The 19,188-nt window shown below is 71.3% G+C and carries 15 protein-coding genes; 9 read left to right on the top strand and 6 right to left on the bottom strand.

Annotated elements, in window-relative coordinates; all coding sequences use genetic code 11:
• Positions 1–8: 8 nt before the first annotated feature.
• Positions 9–1,190 carry a S1 family peptidase gene (locus tag BLA60_RS17675; protein ID WP_075133982.1) on the bottom strand — a complete coding sequence of 394 codons (1,182 nt, stop codon included), beginning with the start codon at positions 1,188–1,190 and terminating at the stop codon, positions 9–11.
• The gene (locus BLA60_RS17670) at positions 1,187–1,840 is read right to left on the bottom strand and encodes a hypothetical protein (protein ID WP_154814420.1); all 654 of its coding nucleotides are present in this window, start codon (positions 1,838–1,840) and stop codon (positions 1,187–1,189) included. The genes BLA60_RS17675 and BLA60_RS17670 overlap by 4 nt, the downstream gene beginning before the upstream one ends.
• A gap of 67 nt (positions 1,841–1,907) precedes the next feature.
• Here BLA60_RS17670 and BLA60_RS17665 point away from each other — a divergent pair, with 67 nt between their 5' ends.
• Positions 1,908–4,880: a glycine--tRNA ligase gene (locus tag BLA60_RS17665; protein WP_075134032.1), complete on the top strand. Its 2,973-nt coding sequence runs from the start codon at positions 1,908–1,910 to the stop codon at positions 4,878–4,880.
• 238 nt (positions 4,881–5,118) lie between these two features.
• Here BLA60_RS17665 and BLA60_RS17660 read toward each other — a convergent pair whose 3' ends face one another.
• The 3 genes from BLA60_RS17660 to BLA60_RS17650 all read right to left on the bottom strand — a co-directional run bounded on the left by BLA60_RS17660 (position 5,119) and on the right by BLA60_RS17650 (position 9,054).
• Positions 5,119–7,464 (bottom strand): glycoside hydrolase family 65 protein, encoded by a 2,346-nt coding sequence (locus BLA60_RS17660; protein WP_075133980.1) that lies wholly within the window; start codon positions 7,462–7,464, stop codon positions 5,119–5,121.
• A gap of 70 nt (positions 7,465–7,534) precedes the next feature.
• Positions 7,535–8,269 carry an HAD family hydrolase gene (locus BLA60_RS17655; RefSeq protein WP_075133979.1) on the bottom strand — a complete coding sequence of 245 codons (735 nt, stop codon included), beginning with the start codon at positions 8,267–8,269 and terminating at the stop codon, positions 7,535–7,537.
• 44 nt (positions 8,270–8,313) lie between these two features.
• A complete protein-coding gene (locus BLA60_RS17650) occupies positions 8,314–9,054 on the bottom strand; it encodes a PaaX domain-containing protein, C- domain protein (RefSeq protein ID WP_075133978.1) in 741 nt (246 codons plus the stop codon).
• Between the two features lie 53 nt (positions 9,055–9,107).
• Between BLA60_RS17650 and BLA60_RS17645 the strand changes: the two genes are divergently transcribed.
• From BLA60_RS17645 to BLA60_RS17610, 8 genes are all read left to right on the top strand, one after another.
• Positions 9,108–10,739: an acyl-CoA dehydrogenase family protein gene (locus BLA60_RS17645; RefSeq protein ID WP_075134031.1), complete on the top strand. Its 1,632-nt coding sequence runs from the start codon at positions 9,108–9,110 to the stop codon at positions 10,737–10,739.
• A gap of 173 nt (positions 10,740–10,912) precedes the next feature.
• Entirely contained in the window at positions 10,913–12,346 is a 1,434-nt protein-coding gene (locus tag BLA60_RS17640) for an ABC transporter substrate-binding protein (RefSeq protein WP_154814419.1), read from the top strand.
• Between the two features lie 36 nt (positions 12,347–12,382).
• On the top strand, positions 12,383–13,417 hold the full coding sequence (locus BLA60_RS17635; protein ID WP_425427067.1) for an ABC transporter ATP-binding protein: 1,035 nt from the start codon (positions 12,383–12,385) through the stop codon (positions 13,415–13,417).
• Positions 13,414–14,355, top strand: coding sequence for a carbohydrate ABC transporter permease (locus tag BLA60_RS17630; RefSeq protein WP_075133976.1), 942 nt, complete (start codon positions 13,414–13,416; stop codon positions 14,353–14,355). Before BLA60_RS17635 ends, BLA60_RS17630 begins: the two co-directional genes overlap by 4 nt.
• A gap of 1 nt (position 14,356) precedes the next feature.
• On the top strand, positions 14,357–15,250 hold the full coding sequence (locus BLA60_RS17625; protein ID WP_075133975.1) for a carbohydrate ABC transporter permease: 894 nt from the start codon (positions 14,357–14,359) through the stop codon (positions 15,248–15,250).
• 105 nt (positions 15,251–15,355) lie between these two features.
• Positions 15,356–16,096 carry a M15 family metallopeptidase gene (locus BLA60_RS17620; protein WP_075133974.1) on the top strand — a complete coding sequence of 247 codons (741 nt, stop codon included), beginning with the start codon at positions 15,356–15,358 and terminating at the stop codon, positions 16,094–16,096.
• Positions 16,097–16,309: 213 nt separating this feature from the next.
• Positions 16,310–17,047 carry a M15 family metallopeptidase gene (locus BLA60_RS17615; protein ID WP_075133973.1) on the top strand — a complete coding sequence of 246 codons (738 nt, stop codon included), beginning with the start codon at positions 16,310–16,312 and terminating at the stop codon, positions 17,045–17,047.
• 121 nt (positions 17,048–17,168) lie between these two features.
• Positions 17,169–18,542 carry a dihydrolipoyl dehydrogenase family protein gene (locus tag BLA60_RS17610; RefSeq protein WP_075133972.1) on the top strand — a complete coding sequence of 458 codons (1,374 nt, stop codon included), beginning with the start codon at positions 17,169–17,171 and terminating at the stop codon, positions 18,540–18,542.
• Positions 18,543–18,572: 30 nt separating this feature from the next.
• Here the strand turns inward: BLA60_RS17610 and BLA60_RS17605 are convergent, their stop codons facing one another.
• Positions 18,573–19,148 (bottom strand): TetR/AcrR family transcriptional regulator, encoded by a 576-nt coding sequence (locus tag BLA60_RS17605; protein WP_075133971.1) that lies wholly within the window; start codon positions 19,146–19,148, stop codon positions 18,573–18,575.
• Positions 19,149–19,188 lie beyond the last annotated feature (40 nt).

The raw sequence follows: 19,188 nt of genomic DNA, 5'->3' as shown, positions 1-19,188 counted from the left end.
GGATCCGGTCAGTCGTGGTGAACCCCCAGGGCCAGCCCGTGCGGGGGCGTCGGCAGGTCGGCGATCCGGCGGCGCCGCCACAGGACCGTGCCGGCGACCGCCGTGCCGACCCCGAGCGTGGCACACCCGATGATCAGCAGCAGCACGACGTCCGGCCCGCCATCGCCGTGTTCGGCCGCCAGCCGCCGGTACTCGGCGGCCTGCCGGTGTGCCGGGGTCGCCGCGAGTACCGCGTCGAAGTACTCGACCGCCTCCGGGTAGTCGCCGTCGTAGTAGCGGTCCAGGCCGGCGACGAAGTTGCGGTCGTTGGCGCTGGGCACCGCCCGCACCGGGTGCCCGCGCAGCGCCTTCCAGATCGACGAGGACGCCGTGACCAGGTTGAACGGCTGCGTCTCGCCCCGGGGGGCGGCGCTGACCAGCCCGATCACCCGCCCGGCCATGTCCACCACCGGCCCGCCGCTCATCCCCGGGGCGGCCGCCGCGCTGATCTCGTAGTGCGGGGTGCCGCTGACCGCGCGCCGGGCCGAGATCTGCCCGTTCTTGCTGGTCGGCTCGGTGCCGGGGTCGGTGGCGTCGCCGACCGCCGCCGGGAAGCCGACGGCCAGGACCGGGGTGCCGGCCGGCAGCGCGTCCTCGGTGGTCACCTCGACCGCCGCCAGCTGCTCACGCGGGATCCTGAGCAGCGCGACGTCGCCCTCGCCCGGCGGCAGCAGGTCCACGACCGTGGCCGGGGCCACGTCCAGCTCGGGGGAGGAGGTGCCGACGATCCGCGCCACCCGCACGTCCCGGCGCACCGGCGTGCCGGCGCTCGCCCCCTCGACGACCGCGACCGTCGCCAGCTGGGCCCGGGCCTTGGTCTCGTCACCGACCCGGCCGTACCCGGCCAGCTCCGCCAGCGCCAGGTCGACCAGCGCGCCGCCGCCCCCGGCGGGGCCGGCGTCGACACAGTGCCCGGCGGTCACCACGTACCCGTCCTCGGCGACCACGACGCCGCTGCACCGGGTGGTCGCCGTGTACCCGGACGGGCCGCCGAAGACCTCACCGGTGCCCGGGTCACGCACCCAGCCGTGCCAGTCGACCTCGACCGACACCACCGCCGGGCGGGTGATGGCCGCCGCGCGTTCCTCGGGGCTGGCCGGTGCGCCGGCGGCCAGCGCGATCGCGGCCCCGACCGCCAGGACGCGGATCATCCGTAGTACCCGTAGCCGGCGGTGCGTTTCCACACCGAGTGGAAGCCACCGGAGTTCGACTCGGTCACCTGGCCGCCCTCGCAGCGGTAGCTGTTGGTCTCGGTGAAGTTCGGGTCCGGTTTGTCCCGTTCGGTGCTGAGTTCGCCCCGGTTGTCGAAGTAGGTCCAGCTCAGGTTGGTGCGGGTGACCGACCGGTAGGTGATGGTGTTCGCGGTGGCGGTCCAGCGGAACTCGCGCGTGCCGTTGATCACCAGCCGGATCGGCGTGCCGTTGTGGTTGCCGACGAGCTGGACGTTCTGGTTGCGCTCGACGACCGTCCCGTTCGCGCGGACCTCGTAGCTGCGCCCGGACGTGGTCATCGGCAGCTTGCCGACGTCGGTGTAGAACTTGACCATCAGCGTCTCGTCGCTGGTGGTCCACGACCCGACCAGGCACTGGGGCAACGCCGGCGCGCGGGTCGCGGGCGGTGCGGTGGTGGGCGAGGGCAGCGCGTCGGCCTGGGCGACCGGACCGGCGCAGCAGGGCTCCGGGGTGTCCGCGCCGGCGAGCGCGACGACGGTCAGCGCACCGGCGGCGAGGAACGACACGACCGACACGGCCAGCAGGACCACGACCCCTCGCCGGGGCCGCACGGGTAATGAACCGGTCACGGCGCACATGTTATGGGTGGGCACTTTCCCGCGGGCCACCCTCTCGTAGGGTTGGGCGGTGCTGACCATGCAGGACGCGTTGCTGGCGTTGACCCGATACTGGACCGACCGCGGTTGCATGATCGTGCAACCGTTCAACACCGAGGTCGGTGCCGGAACCCTCAACCCCGCCACGATCCTGCGCGTGCTCGGTCCCGAGCCATGGCGGGTCGCCTACGTCGAGCCCAGCGTGCGGCCCGACGACGCCCGCTACGGCGAGAACCCCAACCGGTTGCAGACCCACACCCAGTTCCAGGTGATCCTCAAGCCCGACCCGGGCGACCCGCAGGAGCAGTACCTGGCCAGCCTCGAGGCGCTGGGCATCGACATCCACGCGCACGACATCCGGTTCGTCGAGGACAACTGGGCCAACCCGGCGACCGGCTCGTGGGGCCTTGGCTGGGAGGTGTGGCTCGACGGGCTGGAGATCACCCAGTTCACCTACTTCCAGCAGGCCGGTGGGCTGAGCCTGGACCCGGTGTCGGTGGAGATCACCTACGGCGTCGAGCGGATCATCATGGCGTTGCAGAACGTCAGCCACTTCAAGGACATCCAGTACGCGCCGGGCATCACCTACGGCGAGGCGTTCGGCCAGGCCGAGTACGAGATGAGCCGCTTCTACCTCGACGACGCCGACGTCGACACCCAGCGTCGGCTGTTCGAGGACTACGCCGCCGAGGCGCGCCGGCTGCTCGACGCCCGGCTGCCGGTTCCCGCGCACGTGCACGTCCTCAAGTGCTCGCACACGTTCAACGTGCTGGACGCGCGCGGCGCGGTGTCCACGACCGAGCGGGCGCGGGCGTTCGCCAGGATGCGCGGGCTGGCCAGGGAGGTCTCGGCGCTGTGGGCCGCGCGCCGCGAGGAGTTGGGCCACCCGCTGGGTACCGCGCCCGTCCCGCCGGCCGCGACGGTGCCGGACACGCTGCCCGAGGCGACCGGGGTCGCGCCGCTGCTGTTCGAGATCGGCACCGAGGAACTGCCCCCCGGCGAGGTGACCCGCTCGGCGCGGGCGGTGCGGGAGGCGCTGGCCGGCAAGCTCGCCGGCACCCGGCTGGCGCACGGCGAGGTGACCGTGCACGCCACCCCCCGGCGGCTGGTGGCGCTGGTCGACGACGTCGCCGCGCGCGAGCCGGACGCGCGGCGGTTCGTCCGCGGGCCGAAGGTGGCCGCCGCGTTCGGGCCCGACGGCGAGCCGACCAGGGCGGCGCAGGGCTTCGCCAGGGGACAGGGTGTCGACGTGTCCGCGCTGGAGCGGGTCGACCTCGACGGCGTCGAGCACGTCGGCGTGACCAGGACCGACGCGGGGCGCGGCGCGGTGGAGGTGCTGGCCGAGGTCCTCGGCGCGCTGGTCACCGAACTGCGTGCGGACAAGAACATGCGCTGGAACGACCCGAAGTTGTCGTTCACCCGGCCGGTGCGGTGGCTGGTGGCGCTGCTCGGTGAGCAGGTGGTGCCGGTCGTGGCGTCGTCGCTGGCGGCCGGCCGCACGACCAGGGTGCACCGCACCGCCGAGGTGCCGGCGGTGGAGGTGCCGGCCGCCGCCGGCTACCTGGAGTTCCTGGCCAAGCACGGGATCGTCGCCTCCGTCGTCGAGCGCCGGTCGCGGATCGTGGCCGACGCGCTGGCGCTCGCGGAGTCGGCCGGCGGCACCGTCGACGTCGCCGGCGAGGCCGCGCTGGTCGACGAGATCACCAACCTGGTCGAGGAGCCGAACGCGATGCTCGGCGGGTTCGACCCGGCGTATCTCGAGCTGCCGCAGGAGATCCTGACGACGGTGATGCGCAAACACCAGCGGTACCTTCCGGTTCGCGCGGCCGACGGTTCCCTGCTACCGCACTTCGTGGCCGTGGCCAACGGCGCGTGCTCGGCGCAGGCGGTGCGCGCCGGCAACGAGGCGGTGCTGCGGGCGCGGTACGAGGACGCGAGCTTCTTCTGGCGGGCGGACCTCAAGGTCGCCCCGGAGACGATGAAGGCGGGCCTGGAGCAGCTGGCGTTCGAGGAGCGGCTGGGCTCGATGGCCGACCGCGCGGCCAGGATCGCCGCCGTGGCAGCGGATCTGGGCACTGTGTTGTCCACAGAGGACAGTGCGGTGCTGGCGAGAGCTGCCGCCCTCGCCAAGTTCGACCTCGGCTCGCAGATGGTCGTCGAGCTGACCAGCCTGGCCGGCGTGATGGCCCGCGAGTACGCGCTGCGGGCTGGCGAGACCCCCGAGGTCGCCCAGGCCCTGTTCGACATGGAACGCCCCCGCTCGGCCGGCGACGCGGCCCCCGCGACGCTGCCCGGTGCCGTGCTGGCGTTGGCCGACCGGTTCGACATGCTGGTCGGCCTGTTCGCCGTCGGCGCCGCGCCCACCGGAAGCTCCGACCCGTTCGGCCTGCGCCGCGCCGCCGCCGGCGTGATCACCATCCTGCGCGCGCACCCGCCCCTGCGGGAGATCACCTTCGGCCGCGGCCTGTCCGCCGCCGCCGAGCGGGTCCGCGCCCAGGGCATCGAGGTGTCGCCCGAGACCCTGGCCGAGGCCGAGGAGTTCATGACCCGCCGGGCCGAACAGCAACTCCTCGACGCCGGCCACGACCACCGGCACGTCGCCGCCGTCCTGGCCCTGCCCCCCGCCACCGCCGCCGAAACCCTCACCGCCCTGTCCGCCCGCCGCGACGACGAGGAGTTCGCGGCCCTGGCGGCGGCGCTGCAACGGGTCCGCCGCATCGTCCCCGCCGACACGGCGTCGGACTACGACCCCGGGCGCCTCACCGAACCGGCCGAGGTGGCGCTGCACCAGTCCGTCGGCACGGTGACCGGGTCGCTGGGCGCGGGGCCCCACTCGCTGCCCGAGTTCGTCGCGTCGGCCAACGCCCTGACCGTCCCCATCAACACCTTCTTCGACGACATCCTGGTGATGGCCGAGGACCCGGCGCTGCGCGCGGCCCGGCTGGGCCTGCTGGCCACGATCCGCGACCTCGCCGCCCCCGTCCTCGACTGGCAGGCCCTCGGCACCCAGTGACCGGATCGGCCGGGGAACGCGCTCGCGGCCCCGGTCGAACGGTCACGGGCGATGGGCCCTGTAGCCTCGTTCCAGCTGGTCGGAGCAGGTGCCGCCCACCCGACGCCCCTGTGGACAACTCGCCCGCGCGCCCCTGGTCCGTCGGGGGTGTCGACTATCCTCAAGACAAGGGATCCCCTTTCCCGCGCGGGTGAGGAACGGGGCGGGGATTCGCTTTCGCAACGGTCCGGGTGTCGCCTCAGCCGGGCACGCGGCGGACCGGTTCCCGGCCGGGTGGCTGGCGGATCGGCTCCGGTGTCGGCAGGTCCGGAATGCCGTGGCGCAACGGGGTGTGGCCGATCTCGATCGGGTGGCCGTGGTGGGTCACCGGGAGCGGGGAGCCGGCCAACAGCTCGTACGTGGCGTGCGTGCGCGTGATCCGCACGGCGAACCGGCTACCCCGGTAGGTCATCCGGAACTCGATGCGGGACAGGGCCGAGGGCAGTCTCGGGGCGAAGCTCAGGGAACCGTCGTGGTCGCGCATCCCGCCGAAGCCGGCGACGGTGACCATCCACGCGCCGGCCAGCGCCGCGATGTGCAGGCCGTTGCGCACGTTGCGGTGCAGGTCGTGCAGGTCGGTCAGGATGGCTTCGGCGAAGTAGTCGAACGCCAGGTCGAGGTGGCCCACCTCGGCGGCCATCACGGCCTGCGGGCCGGCGGACAGGGACGAGTCGCGGACGGTTCTTGACTCGTAGTAGGCGACGTCGCGGGCCTTCTGCTCGGCGGTGAACGCGTCGCCGCGCAGGTACAGGGCCAGGACGAGGTCGGCCTGTTTGACGACCTGGCGGCGGTAGAGGTCGAAGTACGGGTAGTGCAGCAGCAGCGGGTAGTTCTCGTCCGGGGTGGCGTCGAAGTCCCACTCGGCGTGTTCGGTGAAGCGTTCGGACTGGGGGTGTACGCCGAGCATCGGGTCGTAGGGGACCACCATCTTCTCCGCCGCGAGACGCCAGGCGTCGATCTCGCCGTCGGCGACGCCGAGCGCCTCGGCGACCTCGGGCAGGCGCCGGCACGCGTCGACCGCGCCGCGCAGGTTTCGTTGGGCCATCACGTTCGTGTAGACGTTGTTGTCGACCACGGCGGTGTACTCGTCCGGGCCCGTGACACCGTCGATGCGGAAGCCGCCGTGCACGTCGTGGTGGCCCAGCGACACCCACAGGCGCGCGGTTTCCACCAGCAGCTCCACGCCGCTGTCGCGTTCGAACTTCTCGTCGTCGGTGGCGGCCAGGTAGCGGATGGTCGCGTCGGCCACGTCGGCCGCCACGTGGAAGGCGGCGGTGCCGGCCGGCCAGTACGCCGAGCATTCGGCGCCGTTGATCGAACGCCACGGGAACGCCGCGCCGGACAGGCCGAGCGCGCGCGCCCGCTCCTTGGCCTTGTCGACGGTCGCGTGTCGCCAGCGCAGCGCGTCGCGGGCGGCGTCGGGGATGGTGTAGGTGAGCACCGGCAGCACGAACGTTTCGCTGTCCCAGAAGGAATGGCCGTCGTAGCCGGGGCCGGTCAGGCCCTTGGCGGGGATCGCCCGGCTCTCCCCTCGGGCGCCGGCCTGGAGCACGTGGAACAGCGAGAACCGCACGGCCTGCTGCAACTCGTCGTCGCCGTCCAGGACGATGTCGGCGGTCTCCCAGAAGTCGTCGAGGAAGCGGCGCTGCTCGGACAGCAGACCCGCCCAGCCGGTCTGCATGGCGCCCGCCAGCGCCGCGTCGACCTGGGAGCGCAGCGCGGGCGCCGAACGGCGCGCCGACCAGCCGTAGCCGAGATACTTGGTGATGCACAACGTCGACCCGCCCGGCACGTCGGCGGCGGCGGTCAACCGGGCCAGGTGCTCCTCGGCGTGGATCTCGGTGCGCAGACCGTTCTCGCTGATGATCTCGTGGTCCATGGCGGCGGCCAGGCGCAGCTTCGAACGCCGGGTGGAGTGCACCAGCGCGGCCCGCAGGCCCCGCACGATCCCGTCCTCGGCGACCAGCGGGTCGCGCAGGGTCGCGGCCACCCGAGGGTCCTTGGTGTCCGACTCGACCGGCTCGTTGGCCAGCAGGTCGGACTGCACGACGAGCTGGATGTCGCCGTCCAGCGGCTCGACCTCGTAGCGGATCGCGGCCACCGCGCGCTGGGTGAACGACACCAGCCGCTCGGTGCGCACCCGCACCTGCCGCCCGGTCGGGGACTCCCAGACGGTGTCGCGGCGCAGTGTGCCGGAGCGGAAGTCCAGCACCCGGTGGTGTTCCACGGCCTGCCCGTAGCGCATGTCCAGCGGCTCGTCCTGCACCAGCAGCCGGATGATCTTGCCGTCGGTGATGTTGACGACCGTCTGCCCGTCCTCGGGATAGCCGTAGCCGCCTTCGGCGTAGGGCAGCGGGTGCTGCTCGTAGAAACCGTTGAGGTACGTGCCGGGCAGCGCGCACGGCTCACCCTCGTCCAGGGTGCCGCGCATCCCGATGTGCCCGTTGGACAGCGCGAACGCCGACTCGGTCAGCTCGATCGCCGACAGGTCGAGGGTGTTCCACCGCAGCTCCCACGGCGCGACCTGGAACCCGTGCTCACTCACGACGCCCCCCCGCGGGCTCGGTGCCGCCGCTCGCGGTCGCCCTGTGACACTGGTTCGCTCGCAAGCTCGCTCACGACTCCTCCCCGAGCAGCTCGGCCAGGTCGGTGACCACGACGTCGGCGCCGTGGGCGCGCAGCCGGTCGGCCTGACCGGCCCGGTCGACGCCGACGACGTAGCCGAAGTGGCCGGCCCTGCCGGCGGCCACGCCCGACAGCGCGTCCTCGAACACCGCCGCCTTCGCGGCCGGCACGCCCAGTTCCTCGGCGCCGGCCAGGAAACTGTCCGGCGCGGGTTTGCCGGCCAGGCCCCGGTCGGCGATCACCACCCCGTCGACGCGGGCCTGGACGAACCGGGTCAGGCCGGCGGCCTCCAGCACCGCCTTGCCGTTGGCCGAGGAGGTGACCACGCCGATCCGCAGCCCGGCCCGGTCGGCGGCCTCCAGGTAGCGCACCGAGCCGGGGTAGGGCGACACGCCGCGCTCGGCGATGATCTGCTGGACGCGCTCGTTCTTGCGGTTGCCCAGGCCCTGCACGGTGTCGTCGGAGGGCGGGGCGTCCGGGCCGCCCTCGGGCAGCGTGATGTCCCGGGAGGCGAGGAACGCGCGGACACCGTCGAACCGGGGCCGGCCGTCGACGTGGTCGTTGTAGTCGGCGTCGGTGAACTCGCGGAACCCGGCGCCGTCGCGTCGTCGCAGGAAACCGTCGAAGGTCTCCTTCCACGCGGCGCGGTGCAGCGCGGCGGTGCCGGTGAGCACGCCGTCGAGGTCGAACAGGCAGGCCGTCACGTCGTCCGGCAGACCGATCATTCCCGCACGCTACCCAAACCGTGCGCGGCCCACCGGATGAGTGATCACGGCACGTCGAGGTGGGTGCGCAGGACCGACCGGAAGCGCGCGTCGAAGTGTTCGTAGCGGGCGCGCAGCGGCTCGCCCGGCCAGTCGGCGCCCACCAGTTCCGGGGGCAGGACCGGGTCGGCGAGCAGGTGGCGCAGTACGGCGGCGGAGACCATGAAGCTGGCGGCCAGGTCGTCGGTGCCGGTGAGCGCGTCGTGCAGCCGGCGGGCGTGGTCGGCCCAGGCCGGCAGGTCCCACAGGGTCGCGGCCAGCGCGGCCGGGTCGCCGTCGGGGCGGCCGGTGAGCACCAGGCAGCCGGCGCGGTCGACGTCCAGGGGGCGGTCGAGGTTGGCGGGGCGCAGCCAGGTGCCCTCGCGGATCTCGGCCAGCCGCAGGCCGGCCATCCGCGCGCGGAACGCGGTCCGCTCGGCGGGGCTGCGGCTGGCGGCGGTGACCACGGCGATCTCCCAGTCGCCCGGCCACGGGCGGGTGGCGGGGGAGCGGCTGTGGTCCTGGCGGGCCTGGCGGTGCACGAGCCGTTCGGTCAGCGCGTAGTCGCCGTGGTCCTGGCGCAGGTCGCCGGCGGCGACCATTCGGGACAGCGCCACCCGGATCGTGCCCTCGGCGATGCCGAACAGTTCGCCGACGCGCACCAGGCTCCTGGCCGGCAGCCGGGGCGGGTAGGCGCCGAGCAGGGTGCTCAGCACGACCGACCTGGCGGTGAGCGGCCGTAGTCCCGGCACGTCCGGCAGTTCCATCGATCTCCCTTACGATCTGGCGTCGCGTGTTCAAAATACGTAACATGGGTCCCATGTCGGCGACCCACACCGTGATCAACCAGGTTCCGCTCCTCGTCGACCACGACGTCGCGGACGATCCTGCCCTGCTCGAGGGCCTGCGCCGCGAGGGTGCCGGCTGGGCCGAACCCGGCCTGCGTGAGCTGGGCCGGCTGGCCGGCACCGCGCGCGCCCAGGAGTGGGCGCGGCTGGCCAACGAGAACGAGCCGGTGCTGCGCACCCACGACCGCTACGGCCACCGCGTCGACGAGGTCGAGTACCACCCCGCCTACCACGAGCTGATGACCGTCGCGGTCGCCAACGGCCTGCACGCCGCCCCCTGGCGCGATCCCCGCCCCGGCGCGCACGTCGCCCGCGCGGCCAGGTTCCACACCTGGTCCCAGGTCGAGGGCGGCCACGGCTGCCCGATCTCGATGACCTACGCCGCCGTGCCGGCCCTGCGTCACGCCCCCGACCTCGCCGCGCGGTTCGAGCCGCTGCTGGCCGCCACCGCCTACGACCCGGTCCTGGCCGTCCCCGACACCAAGCCCGGCCTGACCGCCGGCATGTCGATGACCGAGAAGCAGGGCGGCTCGGACGTGCGCGCCAACGCCACCCGTGCGCTGCCCCAGCCCGACGGCAGCTACCTGCTGACCGGGCACAAGTGGTTCACCTCCGCGCCGATGTGCGACGTGTTCCTGGTGCTCGCCCAGGCCCCCGGCGGCCTGTCGTGCTTCCTGCTGCCGCGCGTGCTGCCCGACGGCACCCGCAACCGCATGCACCTGCAACGGCTCAAGGACAAGCTCGGCAACCGGGCCAACGCCTCCTCCGAGGTCGAGTACGACGAGGCGCTGGCGTGGCCCGTCGGCGAGGAGGGCCATGGCGTGCGGACCATCATCCAGATGGTCAACATGACCAGGCTGGACTGCGTCATCGGCGGCGCCGCCGGCATGCGGGCCGCGCTGGTCCAGGCCGTGCACCACACCAACCACCGCAGCGCCTTCGGCCAGCTGCTGGCCGACGCCCCGCTGATGCGCAACGTGCTCGCCGACCTGACCGTCGAGTCGCAGGCCGCGACGACCCTGGCGCTGCGCCTGGCCGGCGCCACCGACCGCGCCTTCGCCGGCGACGAGGCCGAGGCCGCGTTCCGTCGCCTTGGCCTGGCGGTCGGCAAGTACTGGATCTGCAAGCGCACCCCGGCGCACGTCGCCGAGGCGCTGGAGTGCCTCGGCGGCAACGGGTACGTCGAGGAGTCCGGCATGCCCCGGCTCTACCGGGAGGCGCCGCTGAACTCGATCTGGGAGGGCTCGGGCAACGTCGCCGCGCTGGACGTGTTGCGCGCCATGGGGTCGGTGGGCGCCGACGCGCTGCTCGCCGAGGTCGACCTGGCCGCCGGCGCCGACCGGCGCCTCGACGACGCCCTGGCCCGGCTGCGCAAGGACCTCGCCGCGCTGTCCGACCCGGACGCCGCGCAGGCCGGCGCGCGCCGGCTGGTGGAGCGGATGGCGTTGGTGTTGCAGGGTTCCCTGCTCGTGCGGCACGGCTCGCAGGCCGTGGCCGACGCGTTCTGCGCCTCCCGGCTCGACGGCGACTGGGGGGTCGCGTTCGGCACCCTGCCCTCCGGTGTGGACACCGGGGCGATCCTGGAGCGGGTCCAGGTGGGCTGATCACCCCGCGCTGACTTCCTGAACGATTCAGTCCTGTTCGCCTGGCGTACACGCGTGCCCTGTTCGCCCAGGTCGATGTTGCGATTCTTGATCGGGACTGGTGATGCGGCTCACGGTCGGGCTACGGTGCCTCCGAGCGACCAATTGAACACGCATCGAGGCTGGAGTCAGCGATGAACGAAGGTGTTCCCCGCGTTTTCGGTCGGCCTCGCACCCGTCGTGAGGTCCTGCGCGCGGCGGCCGCCGCCGCGATGGCGGCCTCGGTCGGCGGCGCCAGCGCCTGCGCCAGCGAGGAGTCCCCCACCGTCGATCCCGGTGCCACCGGCAAGGAGCCGGAGGTCACCTTCGCCGAGCCGGCGACCAAGCTCTCCGGTGACCTGAAGATCCTGCTGTGGAGCCACTTCGTTCCCAGCCACGACACCTGGTTCGACAAGTTCGCCCAGGAGTGGGGCAAGCGGGTCGGCGTCAACGTCGTCGTCGACCACGTCGACCAGGCCCAGATCCCCACCCGGATCGCCGCCGAGATCCAGGCCGGCGAGGGCCACGACGTGATCCAGTACATCGCGACGCTGTCCCAGTACGAGCCCAGCGTGCTCGACCTCAAGGACCTGGTCGACGAGGCCAGCTCGCGCTGGGGTGAGCAGCTGGAGCTGTGCCGCAAGTCCAGCTCCAACCCGTCCACCGGCAAGTTCTACGCCTACTCGCCCGGCTGGGTGCCCGACCCGGGCAACTTCCGCAAGTCGCTGTGGGAGCCGGTCGGCTTCCCCCAGGGCCCGACGACCTGGGACGAGCTGCTCACCGGCGCCACCGAGATCAAGAAGAGCCAGAACGTCCAGCTGGGCCTCGGCATGTCCCAGGAGATCGACTCGAACATGGTGCTGCGGGCGCTGATGTGGTCCTTCGGTGCCTCCGAGCAGGACGAGAACGAGCGGGTCACGCTGAACTCGCCGGAGACGGTGGCCGCCGTCGAGTACATGACCAACCTGTACAAGCAGGCCATGACGCCCGAGGTGTTCTCCTGGAACGCGGCGAGCAACAACCAGGGCCTGGTCGCCGGGAAGCTGTCCTACGTCGTCAACTCGATCTCGGCATGGCGCACCGCCCAGGAGAGCAACCCCGACATCGCCGACGACACGTTCTTCGTGCCGGCGCTGCGCGGGCCCAAGGCGGCGCTGGCCGCCCAGCACGTGCTCTACAACTGGATCGTGCCCGAGCACGCGACCGGCGCGGACGCGGCGAAGGAGTTCCTGCTGCACTACACGGCGAACTTCGCCTCGGCGACCTACCACTCCAAGCTCTACGACTTCTGCGCCTGGTCGGACCTCACCCCCGACATCGGTGACTGGCTCGGCGACGACCCGTTCGGTGCCAAGCCGGCCGACAAGCTGGCCTTCCTGTCCGACGCGGTGCCCTGGAGCGCCAACATCGGCCACCCCGGCCCGGCGTCCACGGCGATCGGCGAGGTGTTCAACACCTTCGTCATCCCCAACATGTTCGCCCGCGCGGTGCGTGGCGAGGCGAGTCCGGAGCAGGCCGTGGCCGACGCCGAGCGGCAGGTCAGTTCGATCTTCGACAAGTGGCGGGCCGCCGGGCTCGTCGGCGGCTGAGAGGGAGGGCGAGTGGCGGTCGTCGAGGTCCGCGATCTGGTCAAGCAGTTCGACGGGGGAAAGGCGCACGGGAAGGTGCACGCCGTCGACGGCGTGAACCTGACCGCCGCCGACGGCGAGTACCTCGTGCTGCTCGGCCCGTCCGGCTGTGGCAAGACGACGTTGCTGCGCACGATCGCCGGGCTGGAGGAGCCAAGCTCCGGTGACGTGCTCATCGACGACCACGTGGTCACCGGGCTGCCGCCGAGGGCGCGCAAGATCGCCATGGTGTTCCAGAGCTACGCCCTCTACCCGCACAAGACCGTCCAGGCCAACATCGTCTTCCCGTTGCGTGCGGCCAAGATGGAGCGCGCGGAGCGGGACCGCAAGGCGCTGTGGGCGGCCGGGCTGCTGGGTATCGAGCACCTGCTGGCCCGCAAGCCGCGCCAGCTCTCCGGCGGCGAGCGGCAGCGGGTGGCGCTGGCGCGGGCGCTGGTCCGCGAGCCGCAGGTGTTCCTGCTCGACGAGCCACTGTCCAACCTGGACGCCAAGTTGCGGGCCAGTGCCCGCGACGAGCTGAAGTCCTTCCAGGACGAGGTGGGTACGACGACCGTCTACGTCACCCACGACCAGATCGAGGCGATGGGTCTGGGCGACCGGATCGCCGTGCTGTCCAAGGGAAGGATCCGCCAGGTCGGGCCGCCGGCGGAGATCTACGACGACCCGGCCGACACCTTCGTCGCCACCTTCATCGGCACCCCGCCGATGAACCTGGTGCCCCGCGACGGCCACCTGGTGGGCTTCCGGCCAGAGCACCTGCTGCCGGTGGAGAACGTGCGCTCGGCGGAGCGGACGCTGATGCCGCTGGCGGTCGACCGGATCGAGTACCTGTCCGGTGACCGGCACGTCTACGGCACGGTGACCGGGATCGGCGAGGCGACCAGGGTCGTGGCCCGGCTGCCCTCCACGGTGGAGACGCCGATCGCGGCGGGGGAGACCCACGACTTCGCCGTGCATCCCGACCGGCTGCGGTTCTTCGCGGCCGACGAGGAGGGGCTGCGCACCGACCCGATCCGGCTGGGTGTGGGATGACGGTCACCGACCAGCGGGTCGAGCCGACCCCGGTGAAGGAACTGGCCAGGCGCACGCTCGCCGACCGCGAGGGCGCGCTGGCGTGGCTGTTCCTGCTGCCCAGCGTGGTCTACATCATCGCGCTGGTGGCGATCCCGTTCGGGCTGGCGATCGCGTTCGCGTTCTCCGACGTCTCGGCCGGCGACCCGTCGTTCGACTGGGCCGGGATGGTGAACTTCGCCCGCGCGTTCGACGACCCGGTGTTCTGGCGTTCGCTGGGCAACACGTTCGTGTTCACCGGTGTGTCGATGGTGTTCATCGTGCTGCTGGGCAAGGTCCTGGCCAACATCCTGGTCGCCGACTTCCGCGGCAAGTGGGTCGTGCGGTTCCTGGTGCTGCTGCCCTGGACGACGCCGGTGGCGCTCTCGTCGATCTCCTGGCTGTGGCTGCTGGACTCGATCTACTCGCCGATCGACTGGGTGCTGCGCGCGGTGGGCCTGCTGGGCAAGGGCGAGAACATGGTCTGGCTCGGCGAGCCCGGCCTGGCGATGACCTCGGTGATCGCCGTGCACGTGTGGCGGCTGGTGCCGCTGGCGGCGGTGATCCTGATGGCCGGGCTGGTGGCGATCCCGCGCGACATCGACGAGGCGGCCAAGGTCGACGGCGCCGGCTACTGGCGGCGGATGCTGGAGATCACCATCCCGCTGGTGGCGCCGGTGATCGCGGTGTCGGCGCTGTTCGGCGCGATCTTCACGTTCACCGACATGGCGGTGGTGCGGGTGCTGACCAGGGGCGGTCCCAACGACGCCACCCAGGTCCTGTCCAGTTGGGCGTTCTACCGGGGTATCGACGGCGGTGACGTCGCCGGTGGGGCGGCGGTGGCGCTGTTCCTGTTCCCGCTGCTGCTCGCCGTCGCGGTCGGCATCCTCCGTGTCGTGCGCCGGATCGAGGTGGACTGAGATGGCGATCCAACCGGTCACCGCCGAGCAGGCGGCCGCGCTGCGCCGCCGCTACACCCGCCGGCACGTCGCGGCCAGGGTCGGCGTGTACCTGGCGGCGATCCTGGCGGCGTTGTTCTGCGCGGGGCCGTTCATCTGGAGCGCGATCACCGCGTTCAAGCAGAACCGCGACCTGTACAACCCGGAGAACAACCCGTTCGTCTTCAACCGGCCGGCCACGCCCGACCACGTGACCTATCTGTTCACCGACACGTCGTTCCTGACCTTCGCCTGGAACACGTTGTGGGTGGGCGTGCTGGTCGTGCTGATCACGCTGCTGTTCGCGCTGCCGGCGGCGTACGCGCTGGCCAGGCTGGACCGGCCGTGGTCGGGGCCGCTGGGGATCGGGATCTTCCTGGTGTACCTGATCCCGCCGAGCCTGCTGTTCCTGTCGCTGTCGCGGGTGGTGGTGGGTGTCGGGTTGCAGGACTCGACGTGGTCGATGGTGCTGGTGTACCCGACGATCACGATCCCGGTGTCGGTGTGGCTGCTGATGGGTTTCCTGCGCGCGGTGCCCAAGGACGTCGAGGAGCAGGCGATGGTCGACGGCCACAGCCGGCTCGGCGCGTTCCTGCGGGCGGTGGTTCCGCTGGCGTTCCCGGGGATCGTGGCGGTGGTGGTGTTCGCGTTCACGCTGACAGCCAGCGAGTTCATCTACACCCTGGCGTTCGTCTCGCCGCCGGGTCAGATGCCGGTCAGTACCGGTGTGCCGACCCAGCTGATCCGGGGCGACGTGTTCTTCTGGCAGTCGTTGCAGGCGGCGACGGTGCTGGTGGCGGTGCCGATCGCGTTCGTGTTCAACCTGTTCCTTGACCGGTTCATCGCCGGGTTCACTCAGGGGGCGGTCAAAGGGTAAAAGTGATTAACCAACTATTCATTGACTGAACGCGTTCCGCGTTGACAAGATGGCCTCTGTCGACAGGATTTCCCTGCCCGTCGAGTCTGTTGTGGAGGATAGTCGATGCGTAGACGATTACTGTCCCTGCTCTCGGCCCTGGTTCTGGCGATCACCGGCACGGTGACCGCGAGCGTGGCCCTTCCCGGAACGGCCGCCGCCGACGGCTGTTACACCTGGGGCAGGACCCTGAAGAAGGGCATGAGCGGCTCGGACGTCACCCAGTTGCAGATCAGGGTGGCCGGCTGGGTCGCGTCCGGGGAGAACCTGGTGATCGACGGCCAGTTCGGCGAACGCACCCGGCTGGCGGTCGTGCGCTTCCAGCGGGGCTACGGCCTGGCCGCCGACGGTGTCGCCGGCCCGAACACGTTCAGCAAGATCTACGCCCTGCAGGACAACGACTGCACGCCGGCCCACTTCGCGTACTCGGAGATGGACGGCAACTGCGGGGCGAACAACTTCAACGGCGGCAAGGTCTCGGCCGCCACCGCCAAGCGCAACACGTTGCGCATGATGTGGCAGTTGGAGGCGATGCGACACAAGCTGGGGGACCGGCCGATGGTCGTGAGCATCTCCTTCCGCAGCGTGCGGTGCAACGATTCGGTCAACGGCGCGTCGACCAGCCGGCACATGTACGGCCAGGCGACCGACTTCAGCACCCGCAGTGGGCCGACGCTGTGCCAGATGTTCCACGCGGCCAAGACGTCGGGCTTCGAGGAGATCCTCGGACCGGGCTATCCCGGGCACAGCACGCACACCCACGTCGCCAACGACCCGGTGCGCCTGGTGAGTGCCTCGCGGTGCTGACCGTCCAAAAGGGCAACGGTTAAGGTCCGCACGATCAAGGGCAGAAATTATCCAACAGTTCATTGACTTAACGCGTTCTACACTGCCACGATCCTTCACGGACGACCAAACCCCCTGCACCGTCGCATCCCTGGTGATTCGTCGAAGAGGTTCGGTCATGGCGGCGGGACGATCCCCGCACCGTCGCATCCACAGTGGAGAGAGGGCAACTCTATGCGTAGACGATTAGTGACCCTGTTGTCGGCGCTCGTCCTGGCCGTCACCGGGTCGATCACCTTCGGCGCCGTGGTGCCGACGGTGGCCGCCGCCGACGGTTGCTACACCTGGAACCGGACCCTCAACCAGGGTGCGACCGGTGGCGATGTCACCCAGTTGCAGATCAGGGTGGCCGGCTGGGTCGCCTCGGGCGAGAACCTCGCGCTCGACGGCAGCTACGGCCCGGCGACGGCCGCGGCGGTCAAGCGGTTCCAGGCCGGCTACGGCCTGGCCGCCGACGGTGTCGCCGGCCCGAACACGTTCAGCAAGATCTACGCGCTGCAGGACGACGACTGCACGCCGATCCACTTCACCTACGGCGAGTTCGACGACAACTGCGGTGCGAACAACTTCAACGGTGGCAGGGTTTCCGCGGCCACCGCGAAGGAGAACATCCGCCGCATCATGTGGCAGCTGGAGGCGATGCGACGCAAGCTGGGTGACCGGCCGCTGAACATCACGTCCGGTTTCCGCAGCGTGTCGTGCAACGCGTCGGTCGGCGGTTCGTCGACGAGCCTGCACATGTCCGGCCTGGCGGCGGACCTCGGCATGAGCAACCCGCCGCAGTGCACGATGTGGAACCAGGGCAAGACCGCCGGGTTCGAGGAGCTCCTCGGCCCGGGCTACCCCGGCCACAACGACCACGTGCACGTCGGCAACAAGTCGGGACGCTTCTGGAGCGCGCCGAACTGCTGACACACCATCAGGTGAACCCCTCGGGCCCGTGCCGTCTCGGCACGGGCCCGAGTCCTGTGGGCCGGGGATGCTGTGTTGTGCTGTGCGGGCACACCCCCCGAGATCTCACTGGGAGTTGGACATGCCGGGTACCGAGGTGGATGTCGTCGTGATCGGGATGGGGCCGGGCGGCGAGGACCTCGGTGCCCGACTCGCCAGGGCCGGGTTGTCGGTGGTGGGCGTGGACGCCCGCCTGGTGGGCGGCGAGTGCCCCTACTACGCCTGCGTCCCCACCAAGATGATGATCAGGGCAGCGGACTCCCTCGGTGAGGCCCACCGCGTCGACAGCCTGGCGGGGGCCGCCACCACCACCCCCGACTGGTCCCCGGTGGCCAGGCGCATCCGCGACGAGGCCACCGACAACTGGGACGACACCGTCGCCGTGGACCGTTTCGTGGCCGCCGGTGGTCATTTCGTGCGCGGGAGGGGCCAGATCACCGCCCCCCACGAGGTGACGGTGTCCACATCGGAGGGTCCGGTGGTGTTCCGGACGAGGAAGGGCATCGTCCTCAACACCGGTACGGATCCCGCGGTCCCCTCCACCGACGGCCTGGCCGAGACCCCGTACTGGACCAACCGCGACGCCGTGGCGATCGAGCGACTCCCGTCGTCACTGGTCGTGCTGGGCGGTGGCCCGGTCGGTTGTGAGTTCGCCCAACTGTTCGCCCGCTTCGGCGTCGCGGTGACCGTCGTCCAGCGGTCCGAGCGCCTGCTGCCCGCCGACGAGCCGGAAGCCGGCGAACTCCTGGGCGACGTCTTCGCCCAGGAGGGCATCTCGGTCCGAACCGGGTTGTCGGCGGCCAGGGTGCGGTACGAGGCCGGCGCGTTCTCGGTGAAACTCGACAACGGCGAGACCATCACCGCCGAACGCCTGCTGGTGGCCGCCGGCCGGCACACCGACATGGCGGCCCTGGGCGTGGGCGCGGTGGGCCTGCCCGAGGACGCGCGCGGCGTCGAGGTGGACGAACGGATGCGAGCCGCCGACGGGCTGTGGGCCATCGGGGACATCACCGGACGCGGGGCCTTCACCCACATGTCGATGTACCAGGCGCGAATCGCCGCCGAGGACATCCTGGGGGACGGCGGAGAGGTGGCCGACTACCGGGCCGTTCCCCGGGTGACGTTCACCGACCCGGAGGTCGGGTCCGTGGGCCTGACCGAACAGGCGGCCCGGGATGCCGGGTTGACGGTTCGGGTGGGCAGCGCGTTGATTCCCGACTCGGCGCGGGGCTTCATCCACAAGGTGGGGAACCGGGGTTTCGTGAAGGTCGTCGAGGACGCGGAGCGGGGCGTGTTGGTGGGGGCGACCTCGGTGGGCCCCAACGGCGGGGAAGTGCTGGGCGCCCTGGTGGTGGCCGTGCACGGTGCGGTGCCGGTGTCGTCGCTGCGGTCGATGATCTATGCGTATCCGACTTTTCACCGCGCGATCGAGAGCGCGTTGGCCGATCTGGCCTGAGACCCGGGTATTTCCCCGTGTCGTTCGGCGCTACGGGGAAACCATCTTCGCCAACGACCGAAGACACAGGTTCAGCGCCTCGTGCTTGGGAACGGAATTCTCCCGAACATAGGCCCAGGCGGTGAACAGCAAACTCCACAGCACCTGCTGAACCCAGGCCGGCGCCATCCCGGCGTCGACGGTCCCCTGTGCGTGGCCCCGCTCGATCAGCGCCACCACGGCCCGATCGGCGTCGGTGTCCTGTTCCCATTCCGGCCCGGTGGCCAACTCCGGCATGGCGAACGTCAGCGTGAAGAGATCCCCGAACTCGAAGTACTCCTGACACAACCGCCGCAGTGCCTCCGGCGCCGACCCCTCCTCCAGCCGGGCCCGGGTCGTCGCCTGCTCGATCTTGTCCAGGAAGTCGGTGCCGATCGCCCCCAGCAGGTCGGATCGCTCGGGGAAGTACCGGTGCACGGTCGTGCGTCCCACGTTCGCCTCGACGGCGATGTCGGCGAGCGTGGCCGAGGAGTTCCTGATCAGCGCGGTCACGGCGGCGTCGAGGATCGCGCGCCTGGTCCGTAGCCGCGCCCCGGTCTCGGCCACCGCGCTCTCTCCCACACCCATAGCGGCACCGTACCGGCGACCCCCATATAGGAACAAGTTT

It is taken from the genome of Actinophytocola xinjiangensis (assembly GCF_001921215.1).
In the GTDB taxonomy this organism is placed as follows: domain Bacteria; phylum Actinomycetota; class Actinomycetes; order Mycobacteriales; family Pseudonocardiaceae; genus Actinophytocola; species Actinophytocola xinjiangensis.
This window is presented reverse-complemented; position numbering and strand designations above follow the sequence as displayed.